General features: G+C 69.0%; 15 protein-coding genes. 12 read left to right on the plus strand and 3 right to left on the minus strand.

Features of this window, described 5'->3' with window-relative positions:
* Nucleotides 1-42 precede the first annotated feature (42 nt).
* The 4 genes from BKN51_RS38195 (at nt 43) to BKN51_RS38210 (ending at nt 3,252) form a co-directional block, all read left to right on the plus strand.
* The gene (locus tag BKN51_RS38195) at nt 43-1,983 is read left to right on the plus strand and encodes a type VII secretion-associated protein (protein ID WP_101612190.1); all 1,941 of its coding nucleotides are present in this window, start codon (nt 43-45) and stop codon (nt 1,981-1,983) included.
* 12 nt (nt 1,984-1,995) lie between these two features.
* On the plus strand, nt 1,996-2,358 hold the full coding sequence (locus BKN51_RS38200) for a hypothetical protein (protein ID WP_101612191.1): 363 nt from the start codon (nt 1,996-1,998) through the stop codon (nt 2,356-2,358).
* 231 nt (nt 2,359-2,589) lie between these two features.
* Complete coding sequence (locus tag BKN51_RS38205) at nt 2,590-2,910, plus strand: WXG100 family type VII secretion target (RefSeq protein ID WP_005166828.1); 321 nt, start codon at nt 2,590-2,592, stop codon at nt 2,908-2,910.
* Nucleotides 2,911-2,967: 57 nt separating this feature from the next.
* Entirely contained in the window at nt 2,968-3,252 is a 285-nt protein-coding gene (locus BKN51_RS38210; protein WP_101612192.1) for a WXG100 family type VII secretion target, read from the plus strand.
* A 128-nt stretch (nt 3,253-3,380) separates the two neighbouring features.
* On the opposite strand, the gene BKN51_RS38215 is transcribed toward BKN51_RS38210, so the two are convergent.
* Nucleotides 3,381-4,136: a DUF4333 domain-containing protein gene (locus BKN51_RS38215; protein WP_101612193.1), complete on the minus strand. Its 756-nt coding sequence runs from the start codon at nt 4,134-4,136 to the stop codon at nt 3,381-3,383.
* 63 nt (nt 4,137-4,199) lie between these two features.
* The gene (locus BKN51_RS38220) at nt 4,200-5,090 is read right to left on the minus strand and encodes a hypothetical protein (RefSeq protein WP_101612194.1); all 891 of its coding nucleotides are present in this window, start codon (nt 5,088-5,090) and stop codon (nt 4,200-4,202) included.
* A gap of 275 nt (nt 5,091-5,365) precedes the next feature.
* On the opposite strand from BKN51_RS38220, the gene rplM reads away from it, so the two are divergent.
* The 6 genes from rplM to BKN51_RS38250 all read left to right on the plus strand — a co-directional run bounded on the left by rplM (nt 5,366) and on the right by BKN51_RS38250 (nt 11,279).
* Nucleotides 5,366-5,818 carry a 50S ribosomal protein L13 gene (gene rplM / locus BKN51_RS38225; RefSeq protein ID WP_101612195.1) on the plus strand — a complete coding sequence of 151 codons (453 nt, stop codon included), beginning with the start codon at nt 5,366-5,368 and terminating at the stop codon, nt 5,816-5,818.
* A 14-nt stretch (nt 5,819-5,832) separates the two neighbouring features.
* Nucleotides 5,833-6,345: a 30S ribosomal protein S9 gene (rpsI, locus tag BKN51_RS38230; RefSeq protein WP_037314753.1), complete on the plus strand. Its 513-nt coding sequence runs from the start codon at nt 5,833-5,835 to the stop codon at nt 6,343-6,345.
* Between the two features lie 198 nt (nt 6,346-6,543).
* Entirely contained in the window at nt 6,544-7,878 is a 1,335-nt protein-coding gene (gene glmM, locus BKN51_RS38235; protein WP_101612196.1) for a phosphoglucosamine mutase, read from the plus strand.
* A gap of 137 nt (nt 7,879-8,015) precedes the next feature.
* Entirely contained in the window at nt 8,016-8,324 is a 309-nt protein-coding gene (locus BKN51_RS38240; protein ID WP_101612197.1) for a type VII secretion target, read from the plus strand.
* A complete protein-coding gene (locus BKN51_RS38245) occupies nt 8,324-10,780 on the plus strand; it encodes a hypothetical protein (RefSeq protein ID WP_101612198.1) in 2,457 nt (818 codons plus the stop codon). Before BKN51_RS38240 ends, BKN51_RS38245 begins: the two co-directional genes overlap by 1 nt.
* A 19-nt stretch (nt 10,781-10,799) precedes the next feature.
* Complete coding sequence (locus tag BKN51_RS38250; protein ID WP_101612199.1) at nt 10,800-11,279, plus strand: hypothetical protein; 480 nt, start codon at nt 10,800-10,802, stop codon at nt 11,277-11,279.
* 4 nt (nt 11,280-11,283) lie between these two features.
* On the opposite strand, the gene BKN51_RS38255 is transcribed toward BKN51_RS38250, so the two are convergent.
* A complete protein-coding gene (locus BKN51_RS38255; RefSeq protein ID WP_101612200.1) occupies nt 11,284-12,216 on the minus strand; it encodes a cytochrome P450 in 933 nt (310 codons plus the stop codon).
* Nucleotides 12,217-12,231: 15 nt separating this feature from the next.
* Between BKN51_RS38255 and BKN51_RS38260 the strand changes: the two genes are divergently transcribed.
* Nucleotides 12,232-13,965 (plus strand): fatty acyl-AMP ligase, encoded by a 1,734-nt coding sequence (locus tag BKN51_RS38260; protein WP_101613706.1) that lies wholly within the window; start codon nt 12,232-12,234, stop codon nt 13,963-13,965.
* Nucleotides 13,955-14,260: an acyl carrier protein gene (locus tag BKN51_RS38265; RefSeq protein ID WP_020633351.1), complete on the plus strand. Its 306-nt coding sequence runs from the start codon at nt 13,955-13,957 to the stop codon at nt 14,258-14,260. Before BKN51_RS38260 ends, BKN51_RS38265 begins: the two co-directional genes overlap by 11 nt.
* Nucleotides 14,261-14,304 lie beyond the last annotated feature (44 nt).

Below are 14,304 nucleotides of genomic sequence, written 5' to 3' on the forward strand. Positions count from 1 at the left end.
GGCCGGGCTTGGGGTGACGACGACGATCTGCGGGAGTGGCTAGTGACTGTGCGGGTAGCGGTGGACTTCGGGACATCGAGCACCTGCGTAGTCGCTTCGATCAACGGCCGCGAACCGCAGGTCGTCGTTGTGGACGGGCAGCCCCTGATGTCGTCGGCGGTCTACGCCGCGCCGGACGGGACGCTGTTCGTCGGCCAGGAGGCGGAACGGCAGGCGGCGGTGGATCCGTCGCGCTACGAGCCGAACCCGAAGCGCCGGATCGACGAAGGCGACCTGCTGCTGGGCGACAACGTCCTCCGCGTCACCGACGTCGTCCACGCCGTGCTGAAACGCGCGGTGACAGAGGCGCGCCGGCTCGCGGGTGACGCCGAGGTCGAGTTGCTCGTCCTGACCCACCCTGCCGACTGGGGCGCGACACGGACCCGTCTGCTCCGGCAGGCGGCGGGCGGGCTCGCTCGTCAGGTCGCCCTCGTGCCGGAGCCGGTCGCCGCTGCGGTCTATCACGCGGCGACGTTCGCCCCGGCCGATCTCAAATCCGAGCGCACCGTCGAGTTCAGCGGCAGGCCGGGGGACGCCCTCGCGGTGCTCGACCTCGGCGGCGGCACCGTCGACGTCTCCGTGGTCCAGCGCATGCCCGGGAGCCCGGCGGATCGCGGTTTGCCCGCTAAACGCGCCGGGTTCCAGGTCCTGGCCACCAGGGGGGACCCGAGCTTCGGGGGAGCGGACGTCGATCAGGCGCTCCTGGAACACGTGGGTTCGCTGGTGTCGTCCGTGGATCCGCCGGAATGGCGGAAGCTGGTCGAGGGCCGCGAGCTCACCGACAGGCGCCGTCGCCGCGTCCTGCGACAAGACGTGCGCGGCGCGAAAGAGACGTTGTCGCGGCACGCGTACACCGACGTGCCGATGCCGCCGCCGTTCGCCGACGCCCACGTGACCCGGGAAGATCTCGAGCGGCTCATCGCGGGCCCGCTCGGGCGCGCGGTCGAGCTGACCGTGGCCGCGATCGGGGATTCCGGGCTGCGGCCGAAGCAGCTGACGGCGATCTTCCTCGTGGGCGGGTCGAGCCGGATCCCGATGGTGTCGCGGCTCGTGCACGAGCGGACCGGCGTCGTGCCCACCACCCTGGACCAGCCGGAGACCGTGGTCGCCCGCGGCGCCCTGCGCGCGGTGCTGATCGACCCGGACCGGACGGGATCGCTGGCGGGCTCCGCGGTCTCCCGCGTCGGCGGCGCCCCCACTCCTGCCCCCGCCGACCGGCGCCCTCAGTTCCCACCCGGCCCCCACCAGCCCGGCCCGCCCCCGCAGAGCGCGTTTAGCCCGCTAAACGCGGCGCGGCAGGGGCCGCCGTCGCCTCCGATGGGACAGCAGGGGATCGCGACACCGCCACCGTGGCGGCCCGCTGAGCCTTCCCGCGAGACCAAGCACGCCGAGCGCGGCGGGAAGAGCAAGAAGACGCCCTGGATCTTCGCGGCGGCCGTCGTGGCCGTGGCGGCTGTCGTCGGCGGCGTCCTCTTCGCGGTCAACAGCGGGGAGGCCGAGCCGGAAGGACGGCCCCTCGCCCAGTACGACTACCGCTTCATCGCGCCGATGGACTGGACGCAGACCGACGACCGCGTCGCCAAGCGCCAGGTGGTGATCCATCCGAACGACTCCCTCGCCGGGGACGACCTCGTGGTCGCCCAGGAGTACGTGATGAACTACGACGCGACGGCCGACAGACAGAAACTCGTCGACGATCTCAGTGCCGAGGCCGGGCTAGAGCCCGAGAAGTACAGTGGCTTCAACGGTTCCGCGAACTACGCAGGCAAGACCGTCATCTACTACCGCGAGACCAAGCCGAAGGCACGCGTCGACTGGTACGTCGTCGCTCAGGGAAAGATCCGCGTCCACATCGGTTGCCAGTACGGCACCGGCTCACCGCTCGAACCGCGGGTGAGCGCGGCCTGCGAGCAGGTCGTCAAAACGATGGTGGTCGTCAACTGAAGGGGGAGGCACATGCCACCCGAACCCGAGACCGCCGCAGAGCATTTCGCGCGCACAGGGCGCGACGCGGTCACCTATGCCCGGCAGGTCGCCCGCACCGCCAAAGCGCGGTTCGAACGCCGCCGGGGTGAGAACGCCGAACTGGCGAAGCAATTCGGCAAGGGACGGCTCGCGGGCGGCGAGACCGCGCCGACCCCCGCTGTCGTCCGGAACGCCGCGAAACGGTTCCGCGCGGGCGCCGGTCTTCCGGTTCCCGCTTTGCCCTCGGCGGCAGACTTGGTTCCCTTTCGGCCAGAACCCGCGGCCAGACGGCCACGTGTGGGTGATGACGACGAGGACTTTTCGCAGTCGCGAATCATGCGCCGCGTCGAATGATCGATCGCTGTGCGTTTGCGAAATCCCGTGGTGAAAGCCCATTTCCGCGGACGATTCGCAAGGTGTGGACGGCTCATCGATGCCCGGTTCCCATGGGGAGCGTTCACGCAAGCAACTACTTGAAACCAAACAGCGACAAGGGGGAACCAGACGTGGCAGGGTCTCCGTCGTAGGTCCGTACGAAACGAACACACCAAGTGCGGATAACCACGAACGAAGGGGGTAGCTCCCATGGCTGCTGGTTTTCAAGGAAGCGTCGAACAGTTCACCCAGTCCGAGAAGCGGGTGACCGAGGTTCGCGTCTCGATGGACCAGAACCTGAGCAAGCTTCGCGACAACATCGAGGCCACCCGCGCGGGGTGGACCGGTGACGCGGCTCTTGCGTTCAACAACGTGATGAAGCGCTTCGACGAAGCGGGCCGGGGGCTGAACCAGGCTCTCCAGAACATCGGTGAACTGCTGGAGCAGGCGGGCTCGAAGTACAACGCTTCCGAGCAGCAGCAGCAGGAACTCATCAACTCGGTCAACAAGGGCTTCGGCGTCCTCGGCTGATCTTTCTGTTCCACCCTTTTCCAAACCCAAAGTCTTTCTTAACCACTGGAGGAAATCATGGCCGACATGAAGGTCGATTACGCCACGATCCACGCGGCGGCGGACGACTGCTCGAGCACCGGCGGCGAACTGGAGTCCCTGTTCGGTCAGCTGAAGAGCGACCTCGCCCCGCTGGTCAACACCTGGCAGGGTGACGCGCAGACCGCGTACCTGGCCGCTCAGCAGGAGTGGGACAACAAGTTCGACGAGCTCAAGCAGCTCCTCGCGCAGGTCGCCGGCGTGCTGCCGCAGCTGGCCGACGGTTACCAGAGCACGGAGCAGGGCGTCACCGGCCTGTTCTGAGTCTCACGCTCCGAACGAGCAACGGCGGGCAGGCATCTTCGGATGCCGAGCCCGCCGTTTCGTTTGGGTGAAAGAAAAAAGCCGCGACGGGCGTTCCCGTCGCGGCTTCCGTCGTTTTCGAGTGGCGGTCAGTGCGGGGCGCCGATCTCGAATTCCGGGGTGGTGTTCAGCACCCGGACGGTGACCTTCTTCCGCTGTCCCGAAAGGTCGATCGAGCAATCGAAAGTGGTGCCGTTCACCACCGGTTGCCCGGAAGGACATTCCGCGTTCTTCACGTCCGGTTCCCCGTAGTGCTCGTTGAGCACCCGGACGACACCGTCCTGGACCGACTTCTGATCGAGACTGTCACCCGCGAACGCGCCGAGCAGCCAGGCCCCGACGCCACCCCCGATCAGGACGACCGCGGCGATCCCGCCGATCAGCAACGTCTTCTTCGAAACCTTCGGCTTCTTTTCCGGCTCCGCACCGAAAGCGCCGAGTCCGCCGTACTGGGACGACTGCGCGGGCTGGAACCCGCCGCCGTACTGCCCCTGCGGGGGAGTGCCCGGAATCTGGTGCGGCGCCTGCCAATCCTGCTGCTGCGGCATCGGCTGCTGTGGTTGTGGTTGCGGTTGCCACGCCTGGCCCTGAGCCGGGGCGCCGGTTTGCTGCCAGGGCCCGGAAAACGAGCCGGTGACACCGGGCTGGGGTGCCTGCTGCCACTGCCCCGTGTAGGAACCGGTGGCCGCGCCCGCGTCGTTCTGCTGCCACTGCCCGGCATGCGGCCCGGTGGCCTGCCCCTCCTGCTGCCAGCCCTGCTGCTGGTTCCCGGGATTCGCCGGTGGCTGCCACCACTGCTGCGGCTGTTGTGGCTGCTGCGGCTGCTGTTCGGGCGGCTGGCTCATCGGTGGTCACCTCGGGGCTTCGAGAACTTCACGGCGTCGGAACGAAGGCGTTCGGTCATCCCTTCACACGCCCTTCAGTTCGGTGAACCGGCGGTAGAAGTCGTCACGGGCGGCCTTGTCCGGCAGCACGGTGATCTGCGCCGCGTCCGGCAGCTTCGGCAGGTCCTGCGCGGACGCCTTGCCCGAGAACCGGAAGTCGTAGCGCAGCTCGATCTTGTGTCCGCCGCCCTCGAACTTGGCGTCCATCACGATCTGGTTCAGCGTCCCGTCCGCGTTGAGGGAGACGGTCGTCGGCACCGGGGACTTCTTCATCTCGTCCGTGATCGCGTCGCTGATCGACGTCGGCAGGATCTCCACCCGCCGCTCGAGGAACTTGCCGAACGGGACGTCGGCGGTCAGCTCGATCCGTTTCTCCGGAAGGCTTTTGGCGCCCTTCACGATCTTCTTGTCCGCGTTGTAGGCCACGGCGATGGCGTCGGCCATCTTGCAGGCGGTGATGATCCCGCTCCACGCGCACGGAATGGCCAGCCCGGCTTCGGGTTTGGGCATCGAGATCCACGGCGTCGGCGCGAGGCTCTTGTAGGCCGGCCCGAGGTACGCGTACTCGACGGCCCCGTCGCCCGGGGTGTACCAGTCGATGCTGTCGTCCGGGTTCTTCTGCGAACGGTGGCGGCTGACCCGGCTCTCCGGCGAACCGGTGCGGGCCGAGGAGATCGTGCTGCGGATGTACTTCTCGTCGAAGCGGAAGTAGGCGCCCGATTCGCTGGTGACGTCGCGCTGGTCGCCGATGGTGTCCTGCAGCTTGTTCATCGCCGCTTCGAACTTCGTGCCGACGTAGGTCGCCGCGTCGGCGCCCTTCGGCACGGCGGTGCCCGCACGCGCCTGGCCGCAGGCGGTGGTGAGCGCCAGCACGGCACCCAGCACGCACAAGATGGTCGTTGGCCGTTTGTTCATCGCCGTTCCCCTGATCGAGTCCCCGCGCGCGGTGCGCGTCCGGATCGTCTCATCCTCTCCCGCGAAGGACGATGCCGTGGGCGGTTCCGCCACACCGGCGAGGTACAGTTGCGGGGCGCCCGCCGGGCGCCGGTCCTAGTATGGGACCCCGGACCGACCCCCGCTTCGCAGTAGGGTCGGGCGTGGGGGTATCTTCATATGTCGTTGTGCGCTGCGGCGCGTAAGCGCTAGGCCCGCACAGAACCCACACGCAATGTTGACGACGAGGTAGACCCTTGCCCACGTACAGCCCCAAGCCCGGCGACGTCACTCGTGCCTGGCACGTGATCGACGCCGAGGATGTCGTGCTCGGCCGGCTCGCGACCGAGGTCGCCACGCTGCTGCGCGGCAAGCACAAGCCGACCTTCGCCCCGCACGTGGACACCGGTGACTTCGTCATCATCGTCAACGCCGAGAAGGTCGCGCTCACCGGAAACAAGCGCGAGCAGAAGTTCGCCTACCGGCACAGCGGTTACCCCGGCGGTCTGCGTAAGCGTTCCTTCGGCGAGCTGCTCGACACCAAGCCCGAGCACCTGCTCGAGAAGGTCGTCAAGGGCATGCTCCCGAAGAACAAGCTCGGCCGCGCCCAGGGTAAGAAGCTCAAGGTCTACGCCGGCCCTGAGCACCCGCACGCCGCGCAGCAGCCGCAGGCGCGCGAGATCACCAAGATCGCGCAGGTCGCGCAGTGAGTGAGGAACAGTCTGTGACCAGCACCGAGGAGACCGCGACCGAGGCCGTTGAGGCCGTCGCGACCACGGAGACCCCCGCAGTCGGCGACGCTGTCGCGACCAGCGAGACCCCGGCCGCCGCGCGCCCGTCGCGTGCCGCCGGTGGCAACGCCCAGACCGTCGGCCGCCGCAAGGAAGCCGTCGTCCGGGTCCGCGTCGTCCCCGGTACCGGTGAGTTCAAGCTCAACGGCCGCACGCTCGAAGAGTACTTCCCGAACAAGGTGCACCAGCAGCTCATCCGTGAGCCGCTGGTGACGGTCGACAAGCCCGACTCGTTCGACATCTTCGCCAACCTGCACGGTGGCGGGATCTCGGGCCAGGCCGGTGCGCTCCGTCTCGCGATCGCTCGCGCGCTCGTCGAGGTCGACGCCGATGACCGCCCGGCCCTGAAGAAGGCCGGCTTCCTCACCCGTGACGCCCGCGCCACGGAGCGGAAGAAGTACGGCCTCAAGAAGGCCCGTAAGGCTCCGCAGTACAGCAAGCGCTGATCGCGCCTCTGGCGCAACCCGCGGAAGCGCCCATCCGTCTCTCGGATGGGCGCTTCCGTGTTTCCGGGGTCTTTCGGTCCCGTTTTCCCGGTGGTCCCACCTGCCCCATGCGCCTCAGGCGTATCGCGTTTAGCCCGCTAAACGCACTTTTTCGGGGCTCGCTAGGTTGTCGTGGTGGTTTTTCAAGGAGGTCGACAGATGGCTCGTCTATTCGGTACCGACGGCGTACGTGGCCTCGCCAACGAGGAGCTGACCCCGGAGCTGGCGCTCTCGCTCGCCGCCAGCGCCGCGCGCGTCCTCGCCGCCCACGACCGTTCGCACCGTCCGGTCGCGGTCGTCGGCCGTGACCCGCGTGCCAGCGGCGAGATGCTCGAGGCCGCCGTGGTGGCGGGCCTCACCTCCGCCGGCGCCGACGTCCTCCGTCTCGGCGTCCTCCCGACGCCCGCCGTCGCCTACCTGGTGGGCGCGCTCGAAGCCGACCTCGGCGTGATGATCTCCGCCTCCCACAACCCCATGCCCGACAACGGCATCAAGCTCTTCGCGGCGGGCGGCCACAAGCTTCCTGACGGGATCGAAGACGAGATCGAGGCCGGTCTCGCCGCTCCCGTCGCCCGTCCGACCGGGATCGGCGTCGGCCGCGTCAAGGACGTCCCCGACGCGGGTGAGCGCTACATCCAGCACCTGCTTTCGGCCACCCCGCACCCGCTCGCGGGCCTGCGCGTCGTCGTCGACTGTGCCAACGGCGCGTCGTCCTTCGCCGCCCCCGAGGTCTACCGCAAGGCCGGCGCCGAGGTCATCGCGATCCACGCCGACCCGGACGGCGTGAACATCAACGAGCACTGTGGGTCGAATCACCCGGACGCGTTGCGCGCGGCCGTCGTCGAGCACGGCGCCGACCTCGGGATCGCGCACGACGGTGACGCGGATCGCTGCGTCGCGGTCGACGCCGCGGGTGAACTCATCGACGGCGACCAGATCATGGCCGTCCTCGCGCTCGCTCTCGCCGAGACCGGCGAGCTCACCAAGAACACCCTGGTCGCGACCGTGATGAGCAACCTCGGCCTGCACCTGGCGATGCGCGCGCACGAAATCAACCTGGTCACCACCGCCGTCGGAGACCGCTACGTCCTCGAGGAGCTCCGCGCGAGCGGGCTCGCCCTCGGTGGCGAGCAGTCGGGCCACGTCGTCCTCCCCGCGTTCGCGACCACCGGCGACGGTCTCCTCACCGCGCTGCGGGTGATGAGCCGCATGGCGTCCACCGGCAAGTCGCTCGCCGACCTCGCCGCCGTCATGAACCGCCTGCCGCAGGTGCTGGTGAACGTCCCCGTTGCGGACAAGGCGGCGGTCGCCGTCTCGGCCGCGGTGCGCGACGCCGTCGGCGCCGTCGAGGCCGAACTCGGCGACGAAGGCCGTGTCCTGCTGCGCCCGTCGGGCACCGAGCAACTGGTCCGCGTCATGGTCGAAGCCCCTGCGCACGACACCGCACAGGCGGCCGCCGACAGGCTCGCGGGAGTCGTCTCCTCCGCCTCGTAAGCCCACTCACGATCTTCCCAAGTCGCTGCGCCCGGGTTACCGGGCCGGTACATTCCGTGTGCGGGTCACCGGCACCGAAACGGTGCCGCGCGCGTCCGATCATGGACTGGACGTGAGCACTCAGGGGAGGGTGAAGAGTGACGGGCAAAGGGCACAAGGTCGATCCGGCGCAGCTGAACGAGGCCGCCAAGGTCCTGCAGGATCTGCCCAAGCAGGCCTGCGAAGGGCCGATCGGAGCGGTCGAGCAGATCAACCTGAGCGCGGCGAGCTTCGGGCCGGCGCACGGTGACTGCTTCACCGGGTACTCCGCGAGCATCCAGCGTCTCGCGAAATGCGCGCGCAGCTATCTCGCGGCGTCGGACGAGTTCGGCCGCAAACTCGCGGCGTCCAAGGACCTCTACCAGTCCAATGAGGACGCCAACGCGGCCGAGATGAGGAAGCACTGATGCCTCTCGCGGACGTCGGTGGCGACACCGGGCACGACATTCCCAGCCGGGCCGAAGTCGAGAAGATCCTCAACGACCCGAACATCGACCGCGACACCAAACGCGAGCTCGCCCTCAACTACATCGACTACATCGAGGACGAGTCGCCGGAAAGCTGCGGTTTCGCCAGCGAAGCCGAGCGGAACGGCTTCCGGGACTACATCAAGTCGATGAACGGTGACTGGATCACCGAAAGCGACATCGGCGACAATGACGGCTACCTCGAAGACGTCCAGGCGGCCTACAAGACCGCTCAGGAAAAGTACGACGCGAGCCAGGCCGCGGGACGGCAAGGCGATCGCGACGCACTGAACAAGGACGCGGCGAAAAACCAGGAGATCGCCGGGCGCGCCACCGAAACCGATCCGGGCTGCGCGAATTCGAACGACATCATGGTCCCCGGGCTTTCGGGGTTCAAGGTCTACGAAAACTTCCATCCGCTCTACGTCCGTGCCGTGAGCCTGTCCAAGGCCGTCGGCGCCGTCGTGGCGATCGAGACCCTGCGAACCGCCTACCACGAGCAGGACAACATCCCGTTCAACCTGTTCAAGGCGAGCGCGGACGAACTGACCGCGGTCAGCACGGCCATCGCGGGATCGGCGCAGGACGTCTCCGGGAAACTCGGGAGCTCGCTCGGCACCTGGGACGGCGCGGCGGCCGATCAGGCGCGTGCCTATCAAAAGGCCTATTCGGACAAGACCGGCCTGGTCGCCGAGGCGTTCAAAGCCGCCGGTGACGGGCTGCTGCGCACCAATGCGTCGGTGGGCAAGTTCTGCCGGGAGAAGGTCGATTGGCTGCAGAAGTGGTACACCGACAACATCGACGGTGCCACGACGCAGGACATCGAGCGGATCATCCGCATCGCCGACGGTTCGTGCAGCCAGAACGACATCATCCACTGCATCAAGTTCCTGAGCATCGAAGCCAAGAACGCGTTCAACGACGACGGCGGTGACATCGACCAGAGCACCATCGACGAGGTCCTCAAGCCTCAAGCGGTGGAATGGCTCGGGAAGGTCTTCGTCGGCTGGTTCGGCAAGCACATCGAGAACTTCCAGTTGGTGTGCAAGAACACGCGCGACGCGATCAACGGCGCGTGGAAGGCCTACTTCGATTCACTCGGTCAGGTGGTCGAGAACCCCTACGGAGACCTGGGCAAGACCCCGGAAACGGGTGGCGAAAAGCCCGTCGAGAAGGGCGGCGGAGGCAAGGACACCGGTGGCGGTGGCCCCTCCTCCGGCGGCGGTGGGAAGTCTTCGGGTGGCGGCGGGCAGATGCCGCCGCCGAGCGCCGTCGAATACAAGCAGCCGGAACCACCGGAAGTGCCGGGACAGGAGAAGAACCCGGTCACGGACAAGCCCCTCGACGTCGACCCGGCCACCGGGGAGCCGTATCCGATCGATCCCCGCACGGGTGAGGCGATCAAGAGCGACACCGACGGCACCCGGCCCGAGACTCTGACGGTCGAGCAGGGCGACCGCAAGATCTCCATGGCCGAGCCCGGCGCCGACGGGAAGATGGGCATCTCCGTCCAGGACGGAGCCGGTCAGGCCAAGGACTACAACCTCGATTTCGGCGACGGCAAGGCCACGCCGGGCACCGGCGACGCGGCGGGCGGGCCCGTGCACCGGGACACCGCCGAGCGGCTGGACCAGCAGTCGGCGTCGCGTCCCGCCGCGAACCCCGGACAGGTCTATCAGCCGGGCCCCGACGGCAAGATCCACATCGAGGACGGCGGGCTCAAGATCACCGCGGAACGGCCCGGCGGTCCCGATGGGCCGACGCTGGTGACCGTCGACGACGGTTCCGGGCACCCGTCGAAGTACACCTTGGGCGAAGACGAACCCGCGGGCGGCCGTCACGCGAGCCCGGACTCCACGCCGCAGCCCGCCGGAAGGCACGCCGCGGAAGGCGTCGCGGCCAAGCCGGTCGAAGACGTCGCTCGCCAGCAGGCCGAGCAGGGCGTTCGTCCGCACGACGCGACGTCCGGCGGTGACGGCGGTGGAGCACCCGCCCCGGTGCCCGGTCACCCGGCCGAACCGGTGCCGGTGGCCGCGGCGGCCGATTCCGAATCGACGACGGCCCAGTCGCTGAGCGACCCGTTCGGAAGTGATCTCGGCGAGGCTTCGGATCCCGCCGGAGCCGGTGGCGGCGCGTCCGCTCCCGCGGCGCCGTCCGGGCTCGGGGCCACGCCGGGCGGGGGCGTCCAGGATCCGGCCGCGGCCGGTGCGGGGATGATGGGCGGCATGGGCATGATGGGCGGCGGAGCGGCCGGAGGCGGGCAAGGGTCCGGTGAAGACCAGCAGCGCGCGTCCAGCGGATACCGGGTCGACGGCGGCCTGTTCGACACCGCGACGACGACGGGCAGCCGGATCAGCGGTTCGCTCGACGACGACGGCGTCATCGGCTTCCGCTAGCGGTCAGGGGAGGGGATCAGTGAATCCTGAGGAGGATCTCGCCAGACTCCGGCACAAGCTCGCCGGGCTGGAGCGCGAGAACGGCGACCGGATGTACCTGGTCGACAACCGGGCGACCAAGGCGATCGAGGAGACCCAGGCCGCGGGCGAAAAGCTCAAGCAGGAGACGAGTGCGGCGCTGACCGCGCGTCTCGAGCAGAAGCGGCGGGCGGAGGCCGCGGGAGGCTGGGAGACCGAGTCGACCTTGGGCGACAAGGTCGAAGACGACGGCGATTTCGGGTTCGAGGAAGACGAGACCGAGAACGAGCGCCGTGCCGGATACCGGACGGCCGACGAGCCGCCGATCTCGTTCCGGCCGCCGCCCGCGGTTCCCGCGCCTCAGGTTCCGCCGCCGCCCTCGGCGCCGGTGCCGGAGGAACGTCCGGCCGGACGTCATCGGCGGGCGGCCGCGAGGGGCGATGACGACGATTTCGCCAACACCGACTGGCTGGCGACCTGAGCCGTCAGGTCCGCAGGGTCACGATGGCCCGCTCCACGCCGTGGAAGACGGCGTGCGTCTTGTATCGCACGTCTTCCACGACGTGGTCGGGAGTCAGGACTTCGGCCAGGGCGCGAAGTGCCACTTCGCCCTCGGCGACCGCGATGCGCGAGCCGGGGCAGGTGTGGCGGCCGAGGCCGAACGCGAGTTCGGTGCCGGGGCCCAGCGGGATGGCCAGCTTGTCGCCTGCGGTGAAATCCTTGTCTCCCAAGGAGAACGACGCTGTCACGCGGCGGGCGGCGAAGCGGGTCGGGGCGACTTCGTGGATCAGGCCGCGTACGTCGTCGAGGACGTCTGGGCGGCGTAGGAGTTCGAGGCCGGCGAGGGCGAGGAAGTTCATGGAGTTCTCGTACGCCGCGTGCGCGAGCATCACCGGCGTGATCATCAGCTCGTCTTCGGTGATCCGGCCCGCTTCGTGCGCTTCGCGGAGCAGCGCCAGCCCGCCCCCTTCGACGGCGGTCGCCTTGAGGAAGAACATCGCGACCCTGAGCGCGGCCATGTCGGCTCCGGCCGGTCCGCCCGACCAGACGTCCAGGTTCGCGGCGGTCTCGGACAGCTTCGTCAGCAGCTTCTCGCCGAGTGGCTCGACAGTGCCGAGTACCGCTTCGGTCACCCTGGCCGCCGCAGGCATGGCGAAGTCGGTCACCAGGTCGAACCGGGCGCGCGACTTTAGCGGGCTAATCGCGACGCGCAGGTCGGTGACCAGGGCGTCTGGCAGGGGCTCGACCAGGGCGATGACGTCCTTGACGACGGCGCGCAGCCGACGGTGGTCCGCGCCGTCCATCAGCAGGAGATTCGGGGTCTCGGCGGCGGCACCGCCCGGGTTCGAGCTGAGCTCGCGGTCGCGCAGGGCCTTGACGCGGTCCGCCGGATCGTCCAGCACGAAGAAGTCGTCCACGCTCGTATGATGCCCATGCCGCGGCCGGAGGATGTGCCAGTGCCCGAAGAAGTGCCGGAAGAAGTGTTGCGGACCCCGCTCGTGCTCCGCCTGCTCGAACGCGCCGACGTCGAGCGCCCGGCGTACACGCACCTCGACTGCTCGAACCGGCACGAGCCCGTCGAGGACACGCTGACCTGGGCCGACCTTCTTGTCCACGTCCGCGCTGTCGCGGCGAAGCTGCGTGAGGTGATCCAGCAGGGAGACCGCGTCGCGATCACGGCTCGGCAGGACCTTTCCTACGTCGTCGCGTTCTTCGGCGCGCTGTACGCCGGGGCCGTCGCGGTGCCGCTGTCCGCGCCGGATGTCCGCGCTCACCGCGAGCGGCTCGTCGGGGTCCTCAACGACTGCGACGCCGACATCTGGCTCACGTCGGAAGCCCTGGTCGAGCGGCTCACGGAGTTCGCCGAGGCCGAGCCGGTGCCGTCGCCCCGCGAGATCATCGCCGTCGACACCCTGCCGCTGGACCCGGCGGACCGGTCCCGGCCGGCGCCGGTTTCCCCCGAAGACCCCGCGTACCTGCAGTACACCTCCGGCACGACGCGATCGCCCGCCGGCGTGATCATCACGCAGCGGGCACTGTCGGCCGCGTGCTGGCAGATCTGCGACGCCTACGCCGTCGGCGAGCACACCACGTGCGTCGGCTGGATCCCGTTCTTCCACGACATGGGGCTGGCGCAACTGCTCGCGGGGACGATGCACTCCGGCGGCCGGACGGTGTTCATCGCGCCGCTGGAGTTCATCCGGCGCCCGGAGCGCTGGCTGCTGCTGATGTCGGCGTATCCGAACACGCTCACGGCGGCGCCGAACTTCGCGTACGACCTGGTGACCGAGGCCGTGCCCGAGCCGAAGCGCGCCGAGTACGACCTCTCGACGGTGTCGATCGCGCTCAGCGGGAGTGAACCGGTCCGGGCGGCGACCGTCCGGGGGTTCCTCGCCGCGTACGAACCCCACGGGTTCCCGAGGGGTGCGTTCCGGCCGTCCTACGGTCTGGCCGAGGCGACGGTCTACGTCGCCAGCGGCGACTCCGGCGGCCCGGTGGTGACCGAAGTGGACGGCCGTGAGGTCGTCGAGATCGGCTGGCCGAGGGGGCAGCGGGTCCGCGTCGTCGCGCAGGCGGATCGCGATTTGCCCGCTAAAGTCGACGGCCCACCGGATCGCGATTTCCCCGCTAAAGTCGACGCGGGCGAGATCTGGGTCAAGGGGCCCAACGTGGCGGCCGGGTACTGGCGGCGTCCGGAGTTGACCGCCGAGGTGTTCGGCGCCGAGCTCGACGGGGAGGGCGGCTGGCTCCGCACCGGCGACCTGGGCTCGATCCGGGACGGCAGGCTCTCCGTCACCGGACGCCTGAAGGACCTGATCATCATCGACGGCCGTAACCACAGCCCCCACGACATCGAAGAGACGGTCGCCGACGCCCACCCCCTTCTCGGGGCCGAGCGGGTCGCCGCGTTCTCGGTCGACGGCGACGAAGGCGAGGGCGTCGTCGTGGTCGCCGAGCGTGCCCGGAAGGCCCCCGACTTCGACGAACCCGAGATCGCGCGGGCGGCCACCCGAGCCGTCGCCGAACGGCACGACGTGCGCCTCCGGGCCTTCCTCCTGGTGAAACCCGGCGGGCTGCCGCGGACCTCCAGCGGCAAGGTCGCGCGTTCCGCGGCCAGAACGCGGTACTGGCCCGCGGATGGGACAGAATCCCCCCATGGCAGCTGACGGGAGCGAGTACGTCGACGAGATCAAGGCCCTCGTCTGCGAGACCTTCGACGTCGATCCGGACACGATCGACGAGAACACGCCCTTCGCCGAAATGGGCGTCGACTCCCGCCGCCGGGTCCGGCTCCTGGCGACGGTCGAGGTGGAGTTCGGGATCGACATCGACCTCGACGAGCTGGATCGCCTGGTCGACATCCGGGGCGCGGCGACCGTTCTCGCCGAGGCGGTCGAGGCGGGGGCGAAACCGCGAAAACGCGGTCTACCAGGCTTCTTGCGCCGGAACCGTTTGAGTTAGCAAAGGTGTGAATGTTCCTGCGGCCTCGGTGACCGGTGGGTACA

This window comes from Amycolatopsis sp. BJA-103 (assembly GCF_002849735.1).
Classification (GTDB): domain Bacteria; phylum Actinomycetota; class Actinomycetes; order Mycobacteriales; family Pseudonocardiaceae; genus Amycolatopsis.